We start from the raw sequence: 25,550 nt of genomic DNA, 5'->3' as shown, positions 1-25,550 counted from the left end.
ATAGCCAATCGGAAAAGTCGGTTTTCAACGTAAAAAAACAGATGTTTTTGAGGGGTAACAATCTTATTCCGACCTTTCCGGTAGACTTTATGGTTATTAGCTTATATCTTTCAGTATATTTTGTCAATTATTTCTATATAAATATTTTGAGAGTTCTCCAAAAATTATTGAGCAATATTCAATTTAGGTAAACTTAACAATATACCATTATAGTTATCTTCTTGTAATCCTTGAATTCGTGCGTTGTGAGCAGAAACGACTTTACTATTGTTTAAGAAAATAACAGGTGGATCTTCACTTAACTCTTGATATAGTTTTTTATAGATTTCTTTTCGTTTTTCAATATCCAATGTTTCTAATGCCTGCTTAGCTAATTCATCTACTTTCGGATTATGATATCCATCATAATTACGCTTACTTGTCGAAACAAACTCCTCAATTGTTCCGCTCGGATCATCAATCATCGGTGTGGAGACCATCGCTAAATCATAATTTCCTTTAATTACCTTGGAAATCATCGTATTAAAGTCCATGTATTCAGGGTTGAAATCTACCCCAATCTTTTTATAATCCTCTTTCATAACGGGGATCATCACATCATTGATTTTACTTGCAGAAGAAGCAAAATAACTTACCTTCAATTTTTGGCCATCTTTTTCACGAATACCATCTGACCCAGCTTTCCAGCCAGCTTCATCGAGCAATTTCTTCGCTTTTTCTAAATTATATTCGTATTTATTGATTCCTTCTTCTGTATACGCCCACGAAACTGGTGTAATTGGTACATTAACAAGTGAAGCATAACCTTGGAAATACGTATCAATTATTTTTTGGCGCTCTAATCCKTAAATAAACGCTTGGCGYACACGTTTATCTTTAAAGTGTGGCTTCTTATAATTCATTTTAATATAGCCGTAAGAACTTCCTGTATACACATTAATATTAGCGAAACCTAGCTCTTTTAATTGCTCAATCGTTTCCGCATTTGTCGTGAAGCCATCATAATCTACTTCTCCCGCTTGAAATTGTTGCAAATTCGTATCACCTTTTGTAATTTTATAAATAAAGTGCTCAATCTTCGGTTTACCTTCAAAATAATTTTCATTTGCTACAAAACGAACTTCTTGACCTGGAATATATTTATCTAGTTTATAAGCTCCTGCTCCCATCGGTTTTCCGTATAACTCTTTTAAATACTCTAAATTTCCTTGCTTATATTCTTTACCGTAATAAGCTTTTGATATAACTTCTCCACCAATTAATGATAATGTTTGGGCATTTACCTTTTCAGTTGTAATCGTAATTGTTTTCGGGTCGATGACTTGAAYCCCCTCAATAGATGTAGCCTTTCCTTCTTTATATGCTTGCCCACCCTTTATTGCTGTTTGACTTATATCAGTTGCTCCGCTATATGTCTGGTCATGTAGTAACGTTAATGTAAATGCTACATCGTCCGCTGTTAACGGCGAACCATCACTAAACTTTACATCATCTTTCAAATGTAACGTATATGTAAGCTGATCCTCCGAAATATCCCACTTCTTCGCTAGAATCGGGATTGGTTTTCCTTCCTTATCCAGTCCAACAAGAGGAGCAAAGATAGCTTGCGTTATATTGCCATCCCATCCATTCTCCATGAAATGCGGAAGGAATATCCCGCCAGGGCTCGGCATTCCAATTACAAAAGTATCTTTTCTTTCCTTTGCCTTTGCTGGACTTTTTACTTTGTCACTCGCTTTAATAAATTCATCTTTCACTTTTGGCATCTTTGTTGCTTTATTTGTACTTGTCTCTTCTTGAGCGCATCCTGCTAATAAAACCGATGTACTAAGAAACGTAGCAAATAACCCTTTAAAGACCTTTCGCATAATTCTCACCCTTACTTTCCTATTTTCTAATTGAGTAGTAACATAAAGCTCCTTTCTGTAACTATTCTTATTTTTCACATAAAAATAGTATGAATTAATTTCAAGATTATTCCTTTTCACTAGTTATGTCAATCCTGGCTAATTGATTTCTTTTAAAAAATAAAAAACACCTTCTATTACCTAATAGTCCCGCATAGAATAATAACAATTAACTACCAAGAAGGGGGCGAAAATATGGACAACCTATTCCAATATGTCCTGCACTATGTATTATTAACAATCATGATAGTCGGGGCGTTATTACTATTCCCTTTCTTCCCAAAGTTCGTCCTCTTTTTAGCTTTTTTTATTATGCTCGGGATCGCTATTATAATTTCAACGAGGGAAGATACCACACAAAAAGAAAGCAGAGTTCAGCGCGTAAAGCTGTAACTCTGCTTTCTTTTTTATCTTCAATCCCCAAGTCTCTATTACACACACTTATGTCTTGGGAAATAATTAGCCAATACTTTTGTAATTACTCTTATCAAAAACACTTCTAATAACGTTTATTTTCCTTCTTTCGTATGTTTCTCAACCTATGCAAATTGCGTAACAAAGATTTATCAAAATTACTGTTTCACGTGAAACACATTTTTTATTTATCCCGCATTAACGGGCAGTAAAACTCCCACCTCAAAATTCGGCTGGAGTAAAGAAGTTAGATGGGGGATTAACTGCCCGTAAACGCCCGATTGGTTCAACTAATAATCAGTGGGGGATGAACACCCCCCACTGATTAAAGTTTCACTTTATCCTTTACGTAAAATATTATTATAAAAAAGAAAGCTAATCCCTTCAGCAAAACTGAAAGGAATTAGCTTTCTACTCTTTACTCCACAATATTCTCTAACTCATTATATAACTCCGCTCGTAAAAACTCTTTTTTCGTTTTTTCTTCATATAATTGTTCAAGCATTTCAACATCAACTACATTTTCCATTTTACATTCGAGTGCATATATATCTTCTTCTATATGCATTAACTCGTTTTCAACTGCCTCTAAATCCCTAGACTTCTTCTTTTTTATAGGCATTACTTCTAACGCTTTATTCCCTTGCTGTTGCTGCTTCTGTTTTACTACTTGTTTCTCAATTCTTTCTTCCCACTTTTGACGAGCCCATGCATAGTTCCCTGCAAACTCAAATAATTTGTGCTCATCAATCCAATATGTCTTTTCAAACAATTTATTTAAGAAATAACGATCATGTGAAACAGCTAAAATCGTCCCATTATATTGTTCAAGGGCCTCCTCTAAAACTTCCCTTGATTCAATATCAAGATGATTCGTCGGTTCATCTAAAATAAGAAAGTTAACATCTTGATACATAAGTTGCGCGAGCCTTAACCTCATTTTTTCTCCACCGCTAAGTTGCGTTACTTTCTTAAAAACAGCTGGACCATAAAATAAGAAACGAGCTAATATATGTCTTGCTTCTCCCTCTGTTACAGCCACGCAATCTCTGAAAGCTTCCAATACATTGTTCTTCATATTCCCGTACGCATGTTGCGATAAATAACCGATTTTCACACTACTACCAATCCGAATTTCTCCAGCATCTTGCTGCATTTCTTTTAGTAATAGTTTTAATAACGTAGTCTTTCCTGTACCATTACGTCCAACGATAGCTGCGCGCTCTTGAAAACGAATATGCAAATTTACTTTCTCGAATAAAGATCGTTCATCAAATCCTTTACTCACTTCTTTCATTACAACAACATCTTTCCCGCTTCTCTCTTGCCCTTCAAACTGAAGTCCCATCTGTTTTCTATCCAAAATGGGTCTCTTTAGTTTCTCTATGCGCTCTAATGCACGTTCCATATTTCTGGCTCTCTTATGCAATCCTTCATTCGGCGGATTCGCTTGATTTGCCCATTCACGTAGACGCTTAATTGCTTCTTTCATTTTCTTTATTTTCTTTTGCTGTTCTTGATACGCTTGAAATTCTTGAAGCAGCCTTTCTTCCTTTTCCTCAACAAACTGTGAATAGTTCGTATGATATACGTGAATTTCTCCATCTTCTAAATCAAAAATTTTCGTTACAACTTCATCAAGGAAATAGCGATCATGCGAAATGACCATAACTGTTCCTGTATATTCTTTTAGAAATTGCTCTAACCACTCGACTGCAAATAAGTCCAAATGATTTGTTGGTTCATCTAACAAAAGTAGATCTGGTTTCTGCAATAGCATATACGCAAGGCTTACTTTTGTTTGTTCTCCACCACTTAACTCCATAAATGATCTTGGAAATAGTTCCGTCACCTGTAGACCATTTGCTACCTTCATAATATTCGCTTCTATTTCATAACCACCGAGAAACGCGTACCTTTCTTGAATTACTCCGTATCTCTCCATCAATTTTTGTAAAGCAGATGATTCCTGTTCTTCCGCCATATTTTTTTCTAAAGCATGCATTTCTATCTCCAACTCTTTTTCCTTTTTAAAAGCGGAGCTTAATACATCATATACATTCATTTCATTATTAAATTTTGGAATTTGTGCTACATGACCGATGCATGTACCTTTCTTCATATGAATGGCTCCTGCATCCAAACTCTCCATTCCTGTTAGAAGCTGAAAGATAGTTGTCTTCCCACTACCGTTACGACCAACTAATCCAATACGTTCTCCATTCTTTATTTCAAGCGATATATTTTCAAATATGATGTTTCCACCAAAAGATTTCTTTACATTATTTACACTGCAAATTGTCATTTTCCGTACTCCTTTCAATATAAAAAACCATGGGAAAGAAACATTCCCCATGGTTTTTGTCATAGAAAAAGGAAGCCAAATAGCTCCCTTTTCACACGTTTATCAAAAATGGGTGAAGAGACTTCTATCGTTCAATAGCTACTATGCAATTGTTAAAAAAGGGCATACGTATCCCGTTAACAACTGCATCATGAAAAATCGCACGACAAATATAGATATAATCTAAAAATTTTGCGCGCGTAGCTAAAGAACATTTCATCTCATTCACTCCTTTCGTACGGAATTTAATACTTACTTCTTTATTATACTTCCCCGATTTATGTTTGAATAGTCATTTTTCTGAAAATAATGAAGATAGACTAAACATTTCAATAAGTGACATCAAATCTTACAAAACTGTTATGTTCACGTAATGGAAAGCGATAGTACGAAAAGATGCCTCCCTATACAATAAAGATGTAAACAAGAGAGACAAAAACAAGGAGGAAACAATCATGATGAAAGAAATCGTAAAAGCAATCTTTGAGGTATTAGTGAACGGACAAGCAGTTGTAAAAGAACTAAACGAACTATAAAAGGGAGGAAAGAACTATGATGAACATGGTAAAAATGATCTTACATGCTTTAGTTGATGCGAAAGCAGTTAGCCAAGAATTAAACCAACAATAAAAAGGGGTATATGAATATGAAGAAAGCCATTATTGTAATCGCAAGTACAGCAATTGCCTTATACACAATAAAAAATAGAAAAAAGAAACAAAATGAAAATGCTCTATATTATCCATACACACTATTAAAGAAAAAATAAAAGACAAGGTACCCTATTGCAATGAGGATATCTTGTCTTTTATTTTTCCCTATTCCCTTTAAAGGATTTCCTTCTCCTTTTCCCGAATGTATTAAGCGGGATTTTTACATATATTTTAAAGGGGCATATACAAATGGATACACAACAACTATATTTTTTAAACGATATCGGTAAACAAAAACCAGAAAGCATTCGGAACAGAAGCGCTGCATGTCCTTTTTGTGACAGAGAAAATTTAACGGATATTTTAGCAACTGAGGGCTCTATTATTTGGTTAAAAAATAAATTTCCTACATTAAAGGATACCTTTCAAACCGTGCTAATCGAAACAGATAATTGCGAAGACCATATCGCAACATATACAGAAGAACATATGAGAAAACTAATTCGCTTCTCTATTCTCCATTGGTTAAACTTACAGGAAAATGAAGAATTCACTTCTGTGATTTTATACAAAAATTTGTATAACCTATTTAGGACACATATATATAAATACATTAAAAACATAAACAAACTCCTTCTTAACAAGGAGTTTGTTTTTTTATCCAGATATTATATAATTGGATAAAATATATTAATGTACCAATAAATGCTAAATATTATTACATAACGAAAGGGAAAAGGAAATGTATGAAATTAAACCACAAATTTGTAGTAAAAGAATATCCTGTATATGACTATGCGGGGGGAGAATTATTCGAACGCAGAGTTATAGGCATAGGAATAGAAATAGAGAATATCCCCCTTATCATTCCATCTCCAGTAACCAACTTCATTAAAGCTACATACAGAAGAAAAACTAAATCATTAAGTAGTCAGAGAAATGCTGCATATGAAATAACAAAGTTCCTAAATTACGTTATCCAACAAATAAAAAATGAAGAGCCTGGGTTTATTCTACTAAAAGACAAGGGATTATTTGGATTAGAGTTAAGGCACGGTGCCAATTACATACATTATCTTTCAAACAGAGCTAGAACTGACCAAGAAGATCCAAGAAAGATAAGAAGCAGATATGTTACGAGAATAGAGAATTATCTTACCAGTTTTTATCGATGGCTAAGAGACCAGCAGATAACAAGCGAGCCATTTGTGGACGGGGACAACTCTCCTTTTGATAACCCTGATTATGATGAATTTATTTATCCCGGTAGAGATGAAGATATTCCTGAAAGATTAGTCGATTTTGGAAAACATAGATACGAACTTGCTATGAAATTCATTAGAATAGCTGAAACTGTTGAATCAGATATTGCACTGGGGATTTGTTTTCAATTCTTCGGAGGATTAAGACACGGAGAAGTGGTGAATTTAACTAAAAAGAGTATAGATTATCCAAATTATTGGAGTGAACAAGATGCTGGAAACAAAAAGTTTATTTTAAAAATTAAAGATAATCAAAAAGAGTTGTTTAGCCATAGAAGAAATTTAGCTCACGAACAAGTAAAGAACCCACGTTTACAATCATTGTTAGTTAATGATGTTCTTTCATCAGTATATTTACGCCACAAGAAACGCTTAGCAATTATGGAGAGAAGAAGACTGATTAAGAATAAAGATGCACTATTTGTTTCAAGCCGAACAGGGAATGCGATTTCTGGAAAAAGATATTACGAAAAGTTTAGTAAGGTTAAGGCTCTGTTCTTAAAGCAATTAAGCGAAGAAGGAAGAATTAGTGATTACGAATATTTAACCTCAAAAGATTGGTCTACGCACATTTGTAGAGGAGTATTTACTAATTTTTTATTAGACATAGGTTCTTCTATCCCTGATATAGCAATAGCGAGAGGCGATAAAAGCCTAACGGCAATGCTTAAATATGTTGAAGAACTAAACGCACAAAGCTTAAGCGAAGAGGCGATAAACCGCATTCGGGAAGCATATGAGAAACAAGAATCAAAGATAGATGAAACACTTTCAAAGAAATGGAGAAAGAATAATGTTGTTTGATTATTACTCACCAGAGCCACAACCAATGAGGAAAATATTAATACAAATAGGTTGTCACGAAGAGAATATTACACCACCTCCCGAACTAAAGGATATATTCTTATCCTTTCAAGAATATAAAGAGAGCTCATATTACAAGGATTATCCAATGAGTAAAAATAAATTAAATCGCTTGGGGGATCAAGGAATATTAAGGACAAATAAAAAAAATAGATTTAAATATTACAATATATTTGATATAGCAAAATTTCATCTTGAAGAACAAGCAATGAAAGAAGAATTAGGTAAACGTCTCCTTTCTTTAGATGATGGATTACGTTTCTTAGGTTATCAGAGTAAAAGTAGGATTTCACACAACTATTACAAGAATATTTTCGAATTGGAACAATTGAGATGTTTTGAAGTGGTGATCATAGAGGAAAACCTAGATAAATATCCTGGATTACTTTTTATTACTGATACTCTTAAAACTTTCAAAAAAAATTATATCCCTATTTTAAAAGCTAGTGAACAAGCTGGAATACATTTATCAAACCTCTTAATTGGATTTGAAGGCCAAGTTTACAAACTTATAGCTAAAAATAATGACTTTCATTATTTAAAAAAAGATGAATTGGATAGGTATTTGTCTCTACGCCAAATAAAAGAACAATACTATCACACTAGCCGTGCCGCAAAAGAGCTTCAACTAGGGATAACAGTGTTTAAGAAAGTGGTTCAAGAATATAATGTCCAACCTATTGTTTATGGAAATGGAATTTATTATAAGCCTTCTGATATCGTTAAATTGAAGGAGGAACAGGAACGATTATTTGATAAATTAACTAAAGACTATATTACAAGAAATGAAGCCCTCGATATTTTAGATTTAAGTAAAACAATTAATCTTTATAGCTACCGAGATAGTATTGAAAAAATAGAAGTACCTAATTTAATACGGATTAACAAGAACGGTATTAATTTAACATTTTCAAACGTTGGACTATATAACAAAAAAGATGTGCTCTCTTATGGCAAAAAAAAGATAGTAAAAGACACACGCAATGCCATTTTAAATTCAGATGATTCTCCTTTTCGAAGGTATCAAAGACTATTAACATTTGAAAATATCGAATTTCCACCACATCTAAAAGAAACCAAAAAGTATTTACTTTCTTATATTCGTAAAAAACTGAAGGAAAAACAAAGAACTGTCAACTCAATTAAGGAGGTAATATCCTTATATTTTTCTATAACAGATTTCTTAATAAACATTGGAATCAATAAAGAAATTTTTCAGTATAACGAACACGAATTAAATTTGGCAGTATTTAATAACCAAGTGGAAAGTACATATAGGCTAGAAATATATAAATTTTTGAAAGATGTAGAAAAAATAAGATTAAAAAATGTTCAAAGCGTGGATTACAAGTTTTCTAGGCTTAAGAATCCCCATAAATATATTACTGATCCTAAAGAAAAGGAAATCTATTCAATAGACGATTATATAATGATATTGGATTATGTGGGAAATATTAATCTTCATATATCTAAGTCTATTGAAGATGCCAAAAAAGCAATTAAAGGAAAAAGTTATAAAAGATACGCATCGACTTGGCTTTATGTCTTGTTACATTTAAATAATGCTTGGCGGCACCACGATGTCGCTACATTCCCAAGGATTGATATTTCAGAGTTGAATATCTCAGGATTGGAATGGTTTGAGCAAAATAAGATTACCTTTGAAACCGCTGAATATATAGTCAATAGAATAAAGGCAAAAACATTTATCCATTCCAAAACAGGAAAAAAAAGAAACTTTATTTGTTCCAGGGAATTAACTGTTCCTTTAGCTCACGCAGTCATAATTTCAGAGTTAATACAACAAAGTTTATCTCCAAACAAAGAAGAACTTATAAATTATGATAGTGAAAATAAAACGATGACCCTAGGTTATCACAAATGCTTTTTTAAAGAACTAGAAATCAAAGAATTCCGTTTTGAATCTTTAAAAATGAATAGAACCCTTATTTCTTATATGTACAATGTAATTAAGAAATTAACCAATCGTAACCCCTTAGAAATAACTAAATTTATTCGAAGTCACACAGATGAAGAAACAACAAATATTTATATTTTTGTTCCACAAGAACACATTGATTTCCTTACACAACAATTATTTGAAATCGGACATTTTGGATACGCTTATGACTTGTTGGGACAGTTAGTTCTTGGAAAGGCACCAGAGGACCGTTTAGAGCGCACCGAACGGATGCTAGAAGTAAAAGAGGTATTTGGGGATGTTATTAAAATCGAACAAATTTCAGGTTATCTTAATGCCCTTACAAGGGATAAAACAAAGGTAAAAGAAATATTGTTAAGTTATTCCCCAGTCAAACTTAATGAAATAAACACCCTTGTAAAACTAGGTCAAAACATTGCAAAAGAAGAAGGATACCAATGTGTCTTTCGGGAATGTGCTTTTGAGGAGAAGATCTGTTCCAAATGCCCTGCTGCAATTACAAATTTATATGCTCTTTCACAAATTGGAGTAAGCGCTAAGAAAAAAGTAATTGAATTTCAAACTAAGTTTTCTCAAGCAAGGACTGAAGGAGAAAAAACAAGACTTTCTAATTTATTATATGCCGACTTATATCAAATCCAACTGGCTGTCAAAAGATACGGCGAAGAAACTGTTTCTACATTTATTGAAGGGGGAATCCAACAACTTAGGAAAGAAGTAAAAAGCCTTCCAAGTATGCAATCATATGTAACAATAAAATTAAATAGGTGATCAAGAATGTCCACAGAAAAATTAGCGATAAAATCACTGATTAGTGATATAAATGATGATAACTTCGATTTAAAATACAGTATTGAAGAAGCAAAACAAAACTTGGAATATGAAAACCAATTCCCTTTAGCAAATTGCTCTTTTGAGTCGAACATTTGGGAATTTGAATTCCATTTGACTTCAACAAAAGTATATTTGGATTTTAATAAATTATATGAGGCCATCCGTTTTCATACAAACAAAAAATGGAAAACAGACTTGGTGGTTGTAGTGAAATGTTGGATTGCATCAAATCTAAAAGAACACTCTTCCAGCAATTTAAGAGTTTATTATAACTCTATTTTAGGGTTTATTCAGTTATCTCACTGTTTTAATCCTGATTTAATCAATGATGTTAGAAATTATTTAACTCATTCCTGTAATGAAGTTGAAAAATATACACTTACTTATACATTATTGAATTTCATTGATTATTATGAGCAAATTGATAAAACTGGTACTTACCGCCAAATGTTACTGGATATATCCGACTCAATTAATAAAAGTGACCTAGGAAACATCCGAACGCTTCCTCCTGCAAAAGATGTAGTAATTTTTGCTTGGATACTTGAAGACTTTTGGTCAAAAATMCAAATTGGCGACCTAGATTATTTCAAATACTTCCCAGTTTATATGTGGTGGCATTTAACTAACCTTATACCAATTCGCCCGTCTGAATTTTGTCATATTAGTAGAGAATGTTTATATGAGGAAAATGGAAAACATTATATTAGGCTACCTAGAATCAAACAAAAAAAATCAAGAAAACGGGTACAAATAGTCGATAAAATTCATATCCCTGAACGCTTATATTGCTTATTAAACAGATATAAAAAGGATACAGACGGGTTTGGTGATACTGATACATTTATACATTACAAGGCCATTCAAAGCCCTAACGAAAACCTTAAATATAACACTAATAGATTCACTAGATCTATTTTAAACGATTTGATTAAATTGTTTTACCTCAAAATTGTCCAAGAAGAATACGGTTATCAGATTGTCGATAAGAGAACTATAAAATCTGAAAAGGAAGAGTCAGATTTCAATGTATCATCATCAAATGATTCGGTATTACAAAAAATACAACCTGGCGATACACGGCATTTTGCATTTTTAAATTTACGAAGACAAGGGTATCACCCTGTTGAGATAGCAAGACTTGGGGGCCATATTAATATTCATTCTCAGTATCATTATTATCAACACGATAAATATTGGATAGACGTGGAAACTTTACAACTAATGCTTAGATTTTCACTTAAGGAAAAATTCCTGCCACGTATAGGATCTCCACTCACAGCGAATCTTTATATTGATAATGAATTCAAACGAAAGCATATATTCGCAGCACCAACAACACAAACAGAGATTGATTTAGATTTAGGATATTGTACGGATTCCTATCAGGCTTGTCCTGTTGAAGACTGCGTGATATGCCCTAGCTGGAGAATTACTCCCGAAGAGTTTAAATTGAAGTCCCTAATAATAGAACAAAAACTACAAAACATAAACAATGATATTATCATACTTTTAGATACATTAAAAAATCTTCATAATTTAGCATTAAGCAAGGCCTTTGATGAAGAGGACTTTAGAGAAGAAAATTGGCACTTTAATAGGGATATGTTATTAACCTCACGACAATTAGATACTAAATTACACCAAAGCATTCAGGTTTGTTCAATATTAAAAAATCAAGGAAGGTAATTATATATGTCTAAAAAAACAAGAGGAAGGCCTAGGAAGGATTTCTCCTTAGAAGCCGCAAAACAAGTAATAATTCGATATATGGACGAGAAACAAATCACAGGATTACTAAGTTATATGGAAATTTTTCATTATTCTAATGAGCTCTTTGAAAATAACGAAATCGATTCTGAATTAACCGAGTATTTTTGGAGGAAAGGTCTCGGAAGAAACCTCATTGATAAAACAAATGAAATACTCGAACATAAGGTACCTAGTGGTCATTTTGCCGAAGATGAAGAGCGTATAATAGACACACGAGATGCAATTGAAAAGCATTTTAAAGGTAAGGAATCCCACAAGACAAAACTTATTGGTTTATTAAAAATGAATGAAAATAAACTAAGAAAGTATATTACTGAAAATAGTAGGGTCAAGTCTAAATTAAATAAATATGAAGATGAATTAGAACGAAATAAAGAAACAATAAAACAACTAAGAAACCAGGTAAATCAATATGAACAGCTAATGTTTATGTGGTTAGAAGCAAGCGTGGATGACAAAGTACCTCTAACCAATCTGTTAACCTCTGGAAAATCAAGGACAAAGGTTGTCGAGCATTTTTTTGAAACTATATTTTCCGAAAACCCAATGGGAGGATTTGATAGATTTGAAAGTCTTCGCAATCAGAAAAACATCAAGGTTAAAACTAAAAACAATGTCGTTTCATATGAGCAAAAAGATGAAAAGTCTGCTTTTGACGATATAGATTTTTAAAGATTTTTTTTGTAAACTTTTTTGCTAGGTTACCCATAACAAGACTACACCCTAATTGTTAAACACAAAACTAACAATTGGAGTGTAGTTCATTTCGTCACCTTTAATTGGGTAGGAAATAAAAAAGGAACAACTAGAATCTTCACTACTCTCCCCTACCCGACTATATAATTATGTCAGGAATACACTTTTTCCCTTAATTGTACTATTTCAAATCCTAATTCCTCAAGCTTTACCCTATTTTCCTCACTAATAGACTCTATTTTTATTATTAACCTATTTTGTGCTCTACTCAACGCAACATAGTAAACCCTATGAGATTCCTTATTCATATCAGGATTTACGAGAAAGTCAATTTCTTTACCATCTTCCTTAGAAGGGAGAACTATACAAACTGTATCATATTCCTCTCCTTTAGATTGATGAATAGTTTTAAAATCTATTGATACATTTTCTATACTTTTTATTTGTAAAACAAGCTGTTTATAAGTTAATCCATCATATAACGCTTTTACTTTATCTTTAGTAATTTTACCTGATACTTCATTATGACCAATAATATAGTTATTATGTAGATAGGTAATATTTTCATTTGCAAAGTCGTCATAACTACCTATAAGTCTTCTTAAATTTTCTAATGCTTCTTTTTCAGTAAACACTGCTGTTTTCCTATAGGCTTGTTTCATATATTTTAATGCTTGCTTTATATCAAGATTTCTAGCTAATTCCAAGGATTGAACTAAATAGTATATCCTCCAACTTCTATCTCCATTTGAATCTTCTGCTAAAATATTAGCATCAGCTTGATCAATATTTTTATACGATAAAAACATAATTTGTCCAAAATTACTTTTTATATAAGAATCTGCTTCAGACTTTTCCCCGATTAAAATCATAGGTGCTGATCCTTCTAAATTATCAGGTGAATACTGCCTAAAATCTACTTTTTCACGCATATGGTTTAATACATTAATAATTTGATTTGTCGACCTTCGATTCCCGGACAAAATGTATATCTTCATACCTTCTAAAGAAAATTCTCTAAATAAATCAACATCAGCACCTTGGAAAGAATATATAGACTGACATATATCACCAATAACACCTACAAAAGTTTCCTTCTCACCTATCATTTTTAGAATTTCTGTTTGTATAGGGCTAGTATCTTGAAATTCATCAATTAAAATATACGGAAACTTGGCCCTTATGATGTCTAATACCTCAGGTTTCTCTTTCACAATTCGATAGGCAAAATAGAGGACATCATCGTGACTCAACTTACCCTCCGGCCAATATAATTGTTTATAAAGAATATATGAGCTGCTCTTAACAGAATAATTTTCAACTTTTCCATCCTTATATTTTAAAAATTTAAGGACAGGTTCTCCATCTTTCAACATCCATTTTAAACTTCCCAACGCTTTCATTAGAGCTTTGTCGTCATTAAAATGTAATTGCCGACTTTTGGTCTTAAATTCCCTTATTTGGCTCCTTCTTAGCTTAACTTCTTCGTGACCATCTATTTTATCTAACGGAATTGGATTATTATCCAAAAGCCACATATATGGCCTAACAATATATTTATAACAAAAACTATGTATTGTACAAATCTCTGTAGAATCTGTACACCCCTCTAACCTTTTGGTAAGAGTATTTACAGCTGTATTTGTATATGTAATACAGGCTATTTTTCGAGTTTTCTTTAGTTTTTTAGAACTTTTAAGAATATGTTTTATGTGATTAGTCAAAAAAGTGGTTTTGCCTGCCCCTGGACCAGCATAAAGTTTAAAGTGCCCATCAATAGGTATTTCACTTAAACTAGATTCCAATTCATTCGCTACAGAGATATCCATTTTATCGCCTCACTTATATAATCTGGGGGATTAATTAAACCCTCTTCATCTTTACTAATTAAATAGGCTATTTCTTGTGCAGCTTCTCCCTTTTTTACAGATAAAAGATATCTACTCGCAAGAAGAGCTACTTTTTTATCTTTATGGTCCTCTAAAGCTCCTGATTGTAACAACGCCAGTAGTTCGGTTGTAAATTTAGACGTTCTAATTCTTCTTATCATTTCTTCTAATGCTTTATCTTGATTAATCATCTGGAATAAATCTATTAACTCTTTTTGATTAGACATTGAACTTGTTACAAGAGTAGTATTAGTTGGATTTTTTCTAACTAGTTCATATTCAAAAGTTGAGCTCAAACCAATCGGTTGTGTAAATATCTTTATGTTAGATGAATATTCCGCCCTATGAGTGATAAGTTTATTTGAGCTATTCTTGTATTCGAATAGATCAGTATCACTTCCTAAAAATATAGGATGGCATTTTTCCCAGCTACTTGAATCATCTTCTGCTGCATCTTCTATCTCATCTTGTATGCTATCTATTGATCCTACAGTTTTTTTCTTTCTTACTGGATCTAGATCTGTAATACAAGCTATTTTTTTATTAATTGCATACGGGGATTTACAGGTATCGAATAATTTTAGAAAATGATTAAAATATCTACCCCCAATATTTATAACGGTGGTATGACTATCTTCTAAATGCAAATCTAATTTTCTAGCAAATTCCGGTACTACTAGTTGTTCAGCTATTCCTTCAACTAATATGATATTTTGGGCAAAAAATAGGTCTGCTTTAGTTACATCTAAAAACCTCTTTACATAATCCTTAGACTTCTTATCCTCTTTAGATTGTTCCGTACCCTCACTAACTTCAAACACCTTATCGGGATATGCAGCTCTGATAATTTCTTGAGACTCTCCAGTATTACTCTCAATATGCATTTTTTGAAGAACTATTATATCCTCAAGATCTACAGCAGCAGTTATATTGGGAGAATGGGAAGTAACAAATACCTGTCTAACTTCAGATTCTTTATTTCTCTTTAAAAATTGTAGAAACTTATACTGCATACTTGGATGCAAATGCGCCTCTGGTTCTTCGATTGCCAGAATTGAGAATACTTTAGAATTAGACCCTAGATACTCCCCTGATGAGTCTTTTTGCATTTTTGAAAGTAGTAAAGATATATAAATTAGATTGTTATAACCTAGACCATTACTTGTTGCTGGTAATTTTATCCCAGTTTCCTTTTCTACAACTAACCTTAAAGCCGAATATAATTCAGTATCAAGAATTTCGCCATCAAAAATTGGCTTCGAATTGTCAACACCTGCACCTGTACTTTTTACATACTTCAAAATTTGCTCTTCACCTTGACTCATTCTATCTTTTAAGGATTTTAATAATTGTTTTGAATCTTGTGCGAAACGGTCTTTTTTACATTGGATTTCCTCTAACTTTTCATTTACATCTAAGTTTTTGTTATTTTTAATGTCATAGTCCATATAAAAATCAATTACTTCTTTTAAAAGGGCATTGTTACCCTTGAATAGATCTCTTTCAACATCTCTTATTGCACTTAAAAATTGGAAATCAAATCGAGAGAGTTCCGAAGAGTTTACCTGATTTTTTAAATTGGGATTTCCAACATATACCCTACTAACATATTTCTTTAAAAAATGCTGTTCGATAACTTTCCAATAATCATTTTTATCTGTACTTTTCATACTACCCATTAACCTTTTATATGCGTCTACATCATTTTCAGGCAAGAAGAATTCAAACGTAATAGTAGCTTCAAAAGGAGTTCCTATATTAGTTAGCCAGTTTGCAACAGTAACTAATTCATCTGAATAGGGTTCTTCATTATCTGATTCTAGTAATTTCGCAGATATACAAATCTTTGGGGGATTAGATTTTAGCTCTTCCATTTCTATATTGCGATTAAAATCATTAATACTTAACTTCTTTGTAGATTTATTATCAAATAAGATTTCTAAAGCTTTGATTATTGTAGTCTTTCCTGCATTATTTTGACCAATAATCACATTARTTCCTTCTTTAAATTCAATAGTAGTGGCCTCACTAGTAAATCCTCTAAAATTAGTAACTTGTAGTTCTGATATATACATAACAGCACTCCTTATTTAACAGTTTAGACTTACAACTTTTCTTATTAATTCAAATTTTACCATACAATTTATTTCCAAATAAAAGAGGAGTAAAAACTAATATAAGTTTTTACTCCTTGATATCGCATTTTTAATATATTCATTCGCTTAAAAGAAACTTAAATGACTAGCAGAACTTGAGAATTTCTTGTTAGAGAACTATTATTAAAATTATTTAAGAAATCTCTCTTTAAAATTTTTAAAAATGTACCTAATGAGGTAATAGTTATGTTCATTATACCCTTTCTCTATCCTACTCATACAAAAACGGTGATATTAAACTTTATATTGGATTTTCAGATACATTAATTGAACGTTTAAGAGTATAAATCCAATAATAGTCAGTCATTAAAAGCCATCTTTTAATTTGAATGGTTGATGTTTAGACTTTATTATAGAATAAACAAAAAAAGAGGTGCTTTACAGCACCCCTTTTTTTTGACTATACAGTTAACCTTTATCTTGGATAACTCGCCGTCACGCCCGATATATTTTATGTATAAATAATAACACATATTTTAATACTAATAAAGCACAAAATTTTATTTAATCCCTATTCTTATTTAGAGACTGACTTACAAAATAAATAAGAAAAAGAGATGCTTAATAAAGCATCTCTTTTCCTTGACTATACAGTTAACCTTTATCTCGGATAACTCGCCGTCACGCTCGATATATTTTATGCATAAAGAATAACATATATTCTAAAATTAGTAAAGAAAACAATATTAAATCCCTATTTTTGTCCAATCTGAAAGTTTTTTTCGTCCCATTCTTTCAAATGTTTTTTTCATTAATTGTTTTTCACGTTTTGAATTGCAACGGTTGAAATAAAAATGTTTAATTAAACTCCTTATTCCTTTTAAATTTTCAAACTGAGAAAGAACCAATAATGTGTCATATAATTTTATTTCATAGTAAGTCGGAATTCCTAATGCATTATTTTTTGTCCTTAACTTTAAATCCCTTATTAACCCTCCATCAATCCTTACATTATTAGCTGTACGAAATCTATTGACTAGTTGAAAATGTGCACAAGTATTTCTTAATTCGATAAAAATTCGTATTGAATTAAGAAACTTTTGTTTATCTCTGTACTTCATTCCAAAATCTTCAATAACCTTTTCAAAAACATCTTTTTCAAATCCCAATAACAATTTAAAAAGAGGACCAAATTCAAGAACCTTGATAGTTACCCAGAACGGTGGATCATCATAAGTAGACATATAAGAATATTTCGCTTTACAAAATTCAATATAATTACTATAAGTCTTACCATTAAAATAACAGCTTGTGCTAAATATTTTATGCTTTGAAATATTATAAACTACATCCCTAGGTAAACTTAAATGATTTGAACGTGGATCTGTATATTTACTAACATCAATATAACAAGCCGAATCAGCAGCAGTTAAAAAATGTTTTTCACAAAATCTATGTGCCATAGAGGCTTTTAAACGAATCTCAAATCGATCTAAAAGCTTCAGAATCTCTAGGTTCATTTGTTTATCAAAATCATATAATAATAGGAAGTCTTCAAAGTAAGGACCATCGTACTCTTTATTAATTGCTTTAGAATCGGTTAATAACAATGTCTCAAATCCATTTATTAGATCAAAATAATTTTTTTCCAATAAATGCTTTTTAGCTTTTTCTTCATCTCTAATAATTAGTTTTCTTTGTTTTAATAATGTAATTTGTTCATCTATCGATCTAAATGTTTTCGTGGTATGTGCCCGGTTGCCCAAATAAATCTCCCCATATTCTTTTTTATCTATTTATATAAAATTTTATATTATTTTTTCCAAGATAGCTACATAATCTACCCTTGTCCCTACTAAACAAATTTCAAAAATAACTTTTATTATATATAAAACAATACTTGGGAATATGTAACTCGATAAAGATTCTAATAATATTATTTATCTGAATTAAGGATACATACCAAATTACGTGATTTTTGTTAATATCATTTATTCTTATATATTTAATCCTTAAAAGAAAACCAATGCAAGGGAATGTGTAAGGAGAATAAAAAGGTATAAATAAATCTTTTGTTTTATTTATACCTATATATAGATTTTATTCCCATTTTCTTCAGTAACCTTTTGTTTTGATTTTTACTTTATTCCCTGTGCTAATTCTTAATTTAGCACTTGCTTCAGCTCTTCTTTTAATTCACTCTTTTTAAAAAAGTTTCAATCATATCTAAAATAAAAGCAAAGCGATTAAACGAAATTCGATACTCACTTCCTGTTATTCTAGTTAAAAAAGTTGTCATAAACTCGTTCATATTCATAATCCCTTCTCTGGTTATAGAAGCGGCTTGATACACTGTAATAGTATCTTTTTCTTTACCACTCTCCTCATTATCTTCAATAATATCCTTAATATAAATTATAAAAGTAGCTAATTCCATTTCCTCATATGCATACTGATATACTGAATAAGTTTGGTGCAAGGTATCATAGTGCCCTTTATGACCTCCTAACTCACACACCGCTGCAAATAGCAAACTTTCATATGCCTCCTCAAAGGCTCTATTTAATTCAATGATTTCAACACCTAACATTTCTTCAAATTGATCTTTTATTAATTGTTCCTCGACAGAGCACTTTTGATAGATGTCCAAACACCACAACAGATCTTTGGAATAAACTGCTTTCCGATTCATTATTTTATACTCCATAAAATATACACCTCAAGTTGATATAAATTAATGTAAAATCACATCAAAACGATATAATATCACTATAAAGAAAAAAATTAATAGTGTTATATATTGGAATACATCTATTGAAATAAAAATTCAAAATTCTATTCTATTAGGGTATAACTTTATCTTTAACTGGGAACTTTCTCTGCTTATTAAAGAATTCAATTTCCATTACACTCTTGTGTAACTACAATAGATTTTTTAATTGATAATATTTTTATCCAGTATTTAATGGATATAATTCGTACAACACTTTGAAAACAAGGAATTATAAATTATATCCACCATAAATACAGTATACAAAAAAATCATGGTCCATTTTCAGGCGGAAGTTTGCATCATGCACATATGCAAATTATCGGAATGAAACATGTAGACTATCTTGAAAATATTGAGGAAGCAAATTTCCAAGGGGTAATTGTTCAAAAAAATGAACGCATTGAACTCAATATTTCAGAGCGTCCTATTATCGGCTTTACTGAATTTAATATCATCATTGAAGATATTGCATTTATAGATGAAATGGCAAATTATATTCAGCAAACTGTACGTTACATACTGACAGATTTCCACAAAGGGTGTAGTAGTTATAACTTATTCTTCTATCACTTAAACAGGAAAATCATTTGTAAAGTTGTTCCCAGATTTGTAGTTTCACCGTTGTATGTAGGATATAAAATACCACAAGTTTCTACAAAACTAGAAGATGTGAAAATACAACTAGTGCAGTATTTCACGAGAGAAAAGGATGAAATTATTCATAAAAAAACAGAGTAGGTATAGAAAACCTACTCTTTTATTACACCTTTATTTCGATAGTATACATCCTCTAATCCGATGTTATACTTCATATTGTTATCCGTCCACTCTGGTCCTAAATTCCCTGGCCATCCAGATGTATTCGCTATATATTTCAGTAATGCAAAATCAGTCAAACCTTTTTGCACCCCGCGCTTATAACCTTTCATTAAATGCGGCATTGCAATTTGTGCATTTATACGTGGATCTTTCAGCTCTTCATCAGTTAAATGATCTGGCGCAAGCCCACCACCGCGGTGTAATTGAAACAATCCGAATGAAGTTCCGTTATCTCCAACACTTCTTGGATTTAACCTACTTTCATGTTCGGCAATTGTAAGAGGTATCCATTCCGGAAGGTTTACTTTCTTTGCTTCCTCTATAATGATTTGTTTCATCTGTTTTACTTCTTCTGAATCAACATAGCTTGTTTCATTCATTAGCTTACCCATTCCTTCAGACTTTCCTTGGAAATATAAATACACTCCAAGAACAACTAAAAATCCTACAAAGAATTTCTTCACTACCTCTACCTCTTTCTCCGCTGAAATTTGTCCCCCTTCAGCCTTCCCTTTACAATTACCTACACTCTATCATTCTCTTACCCTTCAATCATAGCAAATAACTATACATATTATCATCATGCTTTAGACCGATTTTGCGAAAAAACAGTTGGTAAATACGTACAAAAATGTAACTTACATGGACTACAACTCATTTATTGTATATAATTGTAAATTGAATTCTATATAGACTAGGAGCATATATAAATGAAAAAATTCCTACTACTCTTTTTTAGCATTTTACTACTCTTTCCTATACATATCTCTGCACAAACATCACCCAAGCCAAAAGTACTTATTTTGTATAGTACAGAAAACAACAAAATTACAAACAATGTACAAATCCTTAATACTCAGTTAGGACACTTTACAAATAATATAACAGTAAAAAGTTTAAAAGAAATGAATGAAACTACTAACTCATCTTCTTATACACATATTGTTTATATTGGAGAGAAAAAAGAAGATTTTTCTACTAAAGCAAAACAATTTCTAGAAAACTTCTCGGGTCCAGTATTAGTTTTAGGACAAAATGTTGAACAATTATCTAATCGTTTTTCTTTCATTACCTCGAAAGAAACCGATATACGAACTCACACTATAGAATATCCGACTCACCAGTTAAAAAATGAATTACATGAAGAACGCTTAATGAAGAAGGTTGAAACAAAAGGAACAGCTCTTGCTTACGCCTTGAGTGCCGATGGAACCCATCCGTTAATCGTTCAGCAAGGAACATCCTATTATGTTGCAACTCCGAACCTTTTTGATTGGATGTCCCATTACGTCGGTGAAATGCTATTTTCTTACTTCGAACAAGAGCCTATGACAAATAAAACTACAGCTTATTTACGTCTTGAAGACGTTCACCCAGCTGTAGATGTAAAGCAATTAAAAGAAATCGCTGAATTACTAAAAGAGAAAAAGCTCCCTTATATGATTACCGTTATCCCTGTTTACAAAGATCCAGACACAGGAAAAACAGTACATTTAAAGGATAACTCTGAATTAATCGATGTTTTACGCTTTATGCAAGATAATGGTGGCTCTATCGTTATGCATGGTTACACACATCAGTTTTATGATAGTGAAACTGGCGAAGGTTTTGAATTTTGGGATGTAAAAACTGATCAACCAATTCGTCAACCGAACCATGAAAAACCAAAAACAAAAGACGATTTCCAATCTACAGAGGACTATAATAAATACGTTAAAAACGGAAAGGCCTTTGAAGAAAAGTATATTAAAGAGCATATTGAAAAAGGGATTACAGAGCTTGTAGAAGCTAAATTGTATCCAGTTGCTTTTGAAGCTCCGCACTATACAATGTCTCAAAAAGGATATGAAATACTATCACAATATTTTTCAACTTATGTAGGACAAATACAACTAAACGATAAAACTTGGAAATCGATGCACTCACCGGCTTATATAAGTACACCTTCATTTTTACATGGGATGAAATTAATTCCTGAAACTGTTGGCTTTATTGAAGAAGATAAGCCACAAGCTATAGCAAAAATGAAAGAACGTGCTTTATCTGTCGAAAAATTATCCGATGGAATTATCGGTGCATTTTATCATCCTTACTTGGGCGTTAAACCATTAAAAGAAGTATTAAAAGAACTAGAAAGTATTCCAAACATAGAGTGGATTGATTTACAAAAAGAAACGAATGAAGTAAAAATGAAAGATATTCATATTACTACTAATAAAGACGGCATTCATGCTGAACAGCCAACAAGTGCGAAGGACATAATTGATTATATAAAACAACATGGGTTCTTCCTTATAATTGGGTTCATTATAATTGTCTTTCTTTTATTATTAAGACGCGCGAAAAAATTAGAGTCATAATAAAAACACCAAGCGAGATGCTTGGTGTTTTTTGCTATCACTCAATAACTTGATAAAATCGCACCGTATTCTCATATATTTTCTCTGCAACTTTCTCTACAGACATTCTTTTTATTACACTAATTTCTTGTAATACATCTTTAATCATTTTAGGGTGCGTTATAACACCATCTTGAAATTCCCATGGCCCATCTGTTTCTACCATCATATATTTTAAAGGATAATACGAAACAATTTTTCTAATTTTCTCCTTATGTAAAACATCCGGTGTGATAGAAATATAATAACCGTTCCTCATCATCCGTTTCATTGTCGCTTCACTTCCTTTAAACCAGTGAAAGTGTGCACGTACAACTTTATATTCTTCAAGTAAATCACATACAATATCAGCGTCTTCATAAACTGCGTGTACTACAATCGGTAAATCATATTTACTAGCTAGTTCAACAAACTCTTTTAACACCGCTATGTATGGATCGACAGCAATATTTTCATCTTCTTTCCTTAAATAATATGGGAGCCCCACTTCACCAATCGCAACGATTTCCTCTACATGATCTTCAATTAATTTATAAATTTGCTCACATTCCTCTTTATGAGTCGGTTGCTCCGGATGAAAACCTATTGCTGGATGTATAAAAGGATATCGCTTTGCTAAAGATAGAGTTTCTAGGCATGATTGATAATTCATAGATACTGCAATAAGCCCTTGTATCTCTTTACTGTTTTCCACATCTGTAAGTAATCTACTTTTCTCTTCATCCTCATATTGATCAACATGTATATGGCTATCAATCCATTTCATCTTTATGCCCCCATAAAAAAAACAAGAAAGGGTCTCCCTTCTTGTTTTATCATCTATATTAGTTAACAATTAAATTTGTTATTATATCAAATAATCCAATACATACTATGGCAACAGTAAAGTAGCTACAGAAATCTTTAATTGGAAACTTCACTACTTCTTCTTTACGCATCCCAGTTTTCTCCCTTCTTAATATATCCCTAATTATTTTTTATCTATTTGTATCTATTATGCAAAAAATATGACAAAATTACTATCGAATTAACTTACGTAAACCTTACAATATTGTAAGGTTTAAAAAAACCCTCATCTTAAGCTAAGATGAGGGCTATTCAAAGTTAGTTGGTTTTTCGTTCTTCATTAACATTACGAATCAGAAAGTAATACAGTAAGACTTTCTAATTATAATATATTATATTCACTATCTTCTAACTATCGAATTACATTACAGGATACTTACATGTTTGTAAGATATGTGTAATGTAATTCGATAGTTTCCCTTACCTATATCTCATACAATAAGGTTAGAAAGTAAGCCAAATAAGAAGCATACTCACATAACCAAATTACATTGCCGGTAGCCCAATCTTCTTATACTTTCATTTTTATTACTGCAATGTGTCCCCTTCCCCTTTATATAAAAAAACCCCTAGTTTATACGAACTAGGGTTTTTTTTTACGAGTCAAAAATATACCCCCACCTAGTATTTTTGATTTCGACAAAAAATAGGTGGGGGTATATTTTTCTATCTCATCGACAAAAGTTTACTCTTCGCATTTATAGGGATATTTGTAGTCTCAATCTCTTCAATTGACTCACCGTAACGCCCTTTTGCGAACACCTTTAACGCTTCGTCTCTCTTTAACATATGTTTAACAGTTTTCTTTATTTTTTGTTCTCTTCCACGTTCATCAAATGCAATAAATTCATATTCATACCATTCATCACCGACGTGCTGACCGATCGTATCCACAATTGTATAGTATTCTTTCGTCGTATAAAGCGGATTATATTTATCGATAACCGGTCCAAGTTTTGTAGGTAGCAATACTACTACTATCGTCACCATAGCTATCACAGTAGTAATCATTTTTTTCTTCATAATACTGATCTTCCTCCTCTGCAGGATACTTATACATCCATTCTAAAGAGCAGGAATTTAATCTACCATTCAATCCCATTACATTACCCTTACATTTTTGTAAGAATAAAGTGAAACTTTAATCAGTGGGGGTTTTGTTCATCCCCCCACTGATTATTAGTTGAACCAATCGGGCGTTTACGGGCAGTTGATCTCCCACCTAACTTCTTTGCTCCAGCTGAATTTTGAGGTGGGAGTTCTACTGCCCGTTAATGCGGGATAAAAAAAAGATGAACGAATTTTCTCGTTCATCTTTTAGCTTGCTTTAAAACCACCGCCAAGTACATCACGTACATCGTGAATGACAACGAAGGCATCTTCATCAACTCTACTAATAACTTGCTTTAACTTAACAAGCTCTTGTTTATTAATAACAACATATAATACTTCTTTATTTTTACCAGTATATCCGCCGCGTCCTTCTAATACAGTAACACCGCGTGTCATGTTTTTCGTAATGGTCTCACGAATTAAGTCTGGCTGATTTGAAATAATCGTAACAGCCGTTTTTGTATCCATTCCTTCTACAATGAAATCAATCACTTTCGCTCCGACAAATACAGCAACAAGCGTATACATTGCCTTTTCTTGTCCTATTATAAATACAGAACCAGCAATTACAATAATATCAATAATAAGTACGCCTTTTCCAACACTCCACCCTAAATATTGATTTGCTAACTGTGCTAAAATGGCTGATCCTCCTGATGTACCTCCAGCTTTGAACATACACCCTAATCCGATACCTACAAATACACCCGCGAATAAAGCGGCTAATAGCGTATCGCTGTTTACTTGATACTGAATATGTTCTGTAACATATAAAAACAAAGATGTTTCTACAATCCCTAAAATTGTATAAACCATCGTTTTCTTATCAAAAAATTTATAACCAATAGCTAATAAAATTGCATTCAAAACAAGATTCGTGATTCCTGGTGACCATCCAAATAAATAATAAGTAACAACCGTTAGAC

General features: G+C 32.0%; 18 protein-coding genes and 2 pseudogenes. 9 read left to right on the top strand and 11 right to left on the bottom strand.

Features of this window, described 5'->3' with window-relative positions:
- Positions 1 to 164: 164 nt before the first annotated feature.
- Positions 165 to 1,868: an ABC transporter substrate-binding protein gene (locus tag AC1DTM_RS05995; protein ID WP_477000096.1), complete on the bottom strand. Its 1,704-nt coding sequence runs from the start codon at positions 1,866 to 1,868 to the stop codon at positions 165 to 167.
- Between the two features lie 234 nt (positions 1,869 to 2,102).
- Between AC1DTM_RS05995 and AC1DTM_RS05990 the strand changes: the two genes are divergently transcribed.
- Positions 2,103 to 2,300, top strand: a complete 198-nt coding sequence (locus AC1DTM_RS05990; protein WP_000369259.1) for a hypothetical protein — start codon at positions 2,103 to 2,105, stop codon at positions 2,298 to 2,300.
- Positions 2,301 to 2,739: 439 nt separating this feature from the next.
- On the opposite strand, the gene abc-f is transcribed toward AC1DTM_RS05990, so the two are convergent.
- On the bottom strand, positions 2,740 to 4,626 hold the full coding sequence (abc-f, locus tag AC1DTM_RS05985) for a ribosomal protection-like ABC-F family protein (protein ID WP_002124786.1): 1,887 nt from the start codon (positions 4,624 to 4,626) through the stop codon (positions 2,740 to 2,742).
- Between the two features lie 124 nt (positions 4,627 to 4,750).
- Positions 4,751 to 4,885: an RAxF-45 family protein gene (locus tag AC1DTM_RS05980; protein WP_000650295.1), complete on the bottom strand. Its 135-nt coding sequence runs from the start codon at positions 4,883 to 4,885 to the stop codon at positions 4,751 to 4,753.
- 420 nt (positions 4,886 to 5,305) lie between these two features.
- On the opposite strand from AC1DTM_RS05980, the gene AC1DTM_RS05975 reads away from it, so the two are divergent.
- The 6 genes and pseudogenes from AC1DTM_RS05975 (at position 5,306) to AC1DTM_RS05950 (ending at position 12,665) form a co-directional block, all read left to right on the top strand.
- Entirely contained in the window at positions 5,306 to 5,434 is a 129-nt protein-coding gene (locus AC1DTM_RS05975; RefSeq protein ID WP_002029408.1) for a hypothetical protein, read from the top strand.
- A gap of 133 nt (positions 5,435 to 5,567) precedes the next feature.
- Positions 5,568 to 5,894: pseudogene (locus AC1DTM_RS05970) on the top strand (DUF4931 domain-containing protein); the annotation flags it as partial.
- A gap of 170 nt (positions 5,895 to 6,064) precedes the next feature.
- Positions 6,065 to 7,384 (top strand): hypothetical protein, encoded by a 1,320-nt coding sequence (locus tag AC1DTM_RS05965; RefSeq protein ID WP_477000095.1) that lies wholly within the window; start codon positions 6,065 to 6,067, stop codon positions 7,382 to 7,384.
- Entirely contained in the window at positions 7,374 to 10,157 is a 2,784-nt protein-coding gene (locus tag AC1DTM_RS05960; protein ID WP_477000094.1) for a hypothetical protein, read from the top strand. Before AC1DTM_RS05965 ends, AC1DTM_RS05960 begins: the two co-directional genes overlap by 11 nt.
- Positions 10,158 to 10,163: 6 nt before the next feature.
- Complete coding sequence (locus AC1DTM_RS05955; protein ID WP_477000093.1) at positions 10,164 to 11,909, top strand: site-specific integrase; 1,746 nt, start codon at positions 10,164 to 10,166, stop codon at positions 11,907 to 11,909.
- Between the two features lie 6 nt (positions 11,910 to 11,915).
- Complete coding sequence (locus tag AC1DTM_RS05950; RefSeq protein WP_327924105.1) at positions 11,916 to 12,665, top strand: hypothetical protein; 750 nt, start codon at positions 11,916 to 11,918, stop codon at positions 12,663 to 12,665.
- Positions 12,666 to 12,841: 176 nt separating this feature from the next.
- On the opposite strand, the gene AC1DTM_RS05945 is transcribed toward AC1DTM_RS05950, so the two are convergent.
- The 4 genes from AC1DTM_RS05945 to AC1DTM_RS05930 form a co-directional block, all read right to left on the bottom strand.
- On the bottom strand, positions 12,842 to 14,518 hold the full coding sequence (locus AC1DTM_RS05945) for a UvrD-helicase domain-containing protein (RefSeq protein ID WP_477000092.1): 1,677 nt from the start codon (positions 14,516 to 14,518) through the stop codon (positions 12,842 to 12,844).
- Entirely contained in the window at positions 14,503 to 16,653 is a 2,151-nt protein-coding gene (locus AC1DTM_RS05940; RefSeq protein ID WP_477000091.1) for an ATP-dependent nuclease, read from the bottom strand. The genes AC1DTM_RS05945 and AC1DTM_RS05940 overlap by 16 nt, the downstream gene beginning before the upstream one ends.
- A 767-nt stretch (positions 16,654 to 17,420) precedes the next feature.
- Entirely contained in the window at positions 17,421 to 18,440 is a 1,020-nt protein-coding gene (locus tag AC1DTM_RS05935; protein ID WP_477000090.1) for an Abi family protein, read from the bottom strand.
- Positions 18,441 to 18,865: 425 nt separating this feature from the next.
- The gene (locus tag AC1DTM_RS05930) at positions 18,866 to 19,366 is read right to left on the bottom strand and encodes a hypothetical protein (protein ID WP_477000089.1); all 501 of its coding nucleotides are present in this window, start codon (positions 19,364 to 19,366) and stop codon (positions 18,866 to 18,868) included.
- Between the two features lie 339 nt (positions 19,367 to 19,705).
- Here AC1DTM_RS05930 and AC1DTM_RS05925 point away from each other — a divergent pair.
- Positions 19,706 to 20,185: pseudogene (locus AC1DTM_RS05925) on the top strand (DUF4931 domain-containing protein); the annotation flags it as partial.
- Between the two features lie 11 nt (positions 20,186 to 20,196).
- Here AC1DTM_RS05925 and AC1DTM_RS05920 read toward each other — a convergent pair.
- Positions 20,197 to 20,730 carry a transglycosylase SLT domain-containing protein gene (locus AC1DTM_RS05920; protein ID WP_002159554.1) on the bottom strand — a complete coding sequence of 178 codons (534 nt, stop codon included), beginning with the start codon at positions 20,728 to 20,730 and terminating at the stop codon, positions 20,197 to 20,199.
- A 246-nt stretch (positions 20,731 to 20,976) separates the two neighbouring features.
- Here AC1DTM_RS05920 and AC1DTM_RS05915 point away from each other — a divergent pair, with 246 nt between their 5' ends.
- Positions 20,977 to 22,626, top strand: a complete 1,650-nt coding sequence (locus AC1DTM_RS05915; protein WP_016103347.1) for a DUF2334 domain-containing protein — start codon at positions 20,977 to 20,979, stop codon at positions 22,624 to 22,626.
- Between the two features lie 37 nt (positions 22,627 to 22,663).
- On the opposite strand, the gene AC1DTM_RS05910 is transcribed toward AC1DTM_RS05915, so the two are convergent.
- The 3 genes from AC1DTM_RS05910 to AC1DTM_RS05900 form a co-directional block, all read right to left on the bottom strand.
- Entirely contained in the window at positions 22,664 to 23,431 is a 768-nt protein-coding gene (locus tag AC1DTM_RS05910) for a TatD family hydrolase (protein WP_016103346.1), read from the bottom strand.
- Between the two features lie 746 nt (positions 23,432 to 24,177).
- Positions 24,178 to 24,534, bottom strand: a complete 357-nt coding sequence (locus tag AC1DTM_RS05905; RefSeq protein WP_016103345.1) for a YxeA family protein — start codon at positions 24,532 to 24,534, stop codon at positions 24,178 to 24,180.
- Between the two features lie 294 nt (positions 24,535 to 24,828).
- A partial coding sequence (locus AC1DTM_RS05900; RefSeq protein WP_477000088.1) for a YitT family protein occupies positions 24,829 to 25,550 on the bottom strand: 722 nt, incomplete at its 5' end.

It is taken from the genome of Bacillus sp. P4_D3 (genome assembly GCF_056401855.1).
The sequence above is the reverse complement of the archived record's forward strand: the minus strand, read 5'-3'. Positions and strand labels throughout refer to the sequence as shown.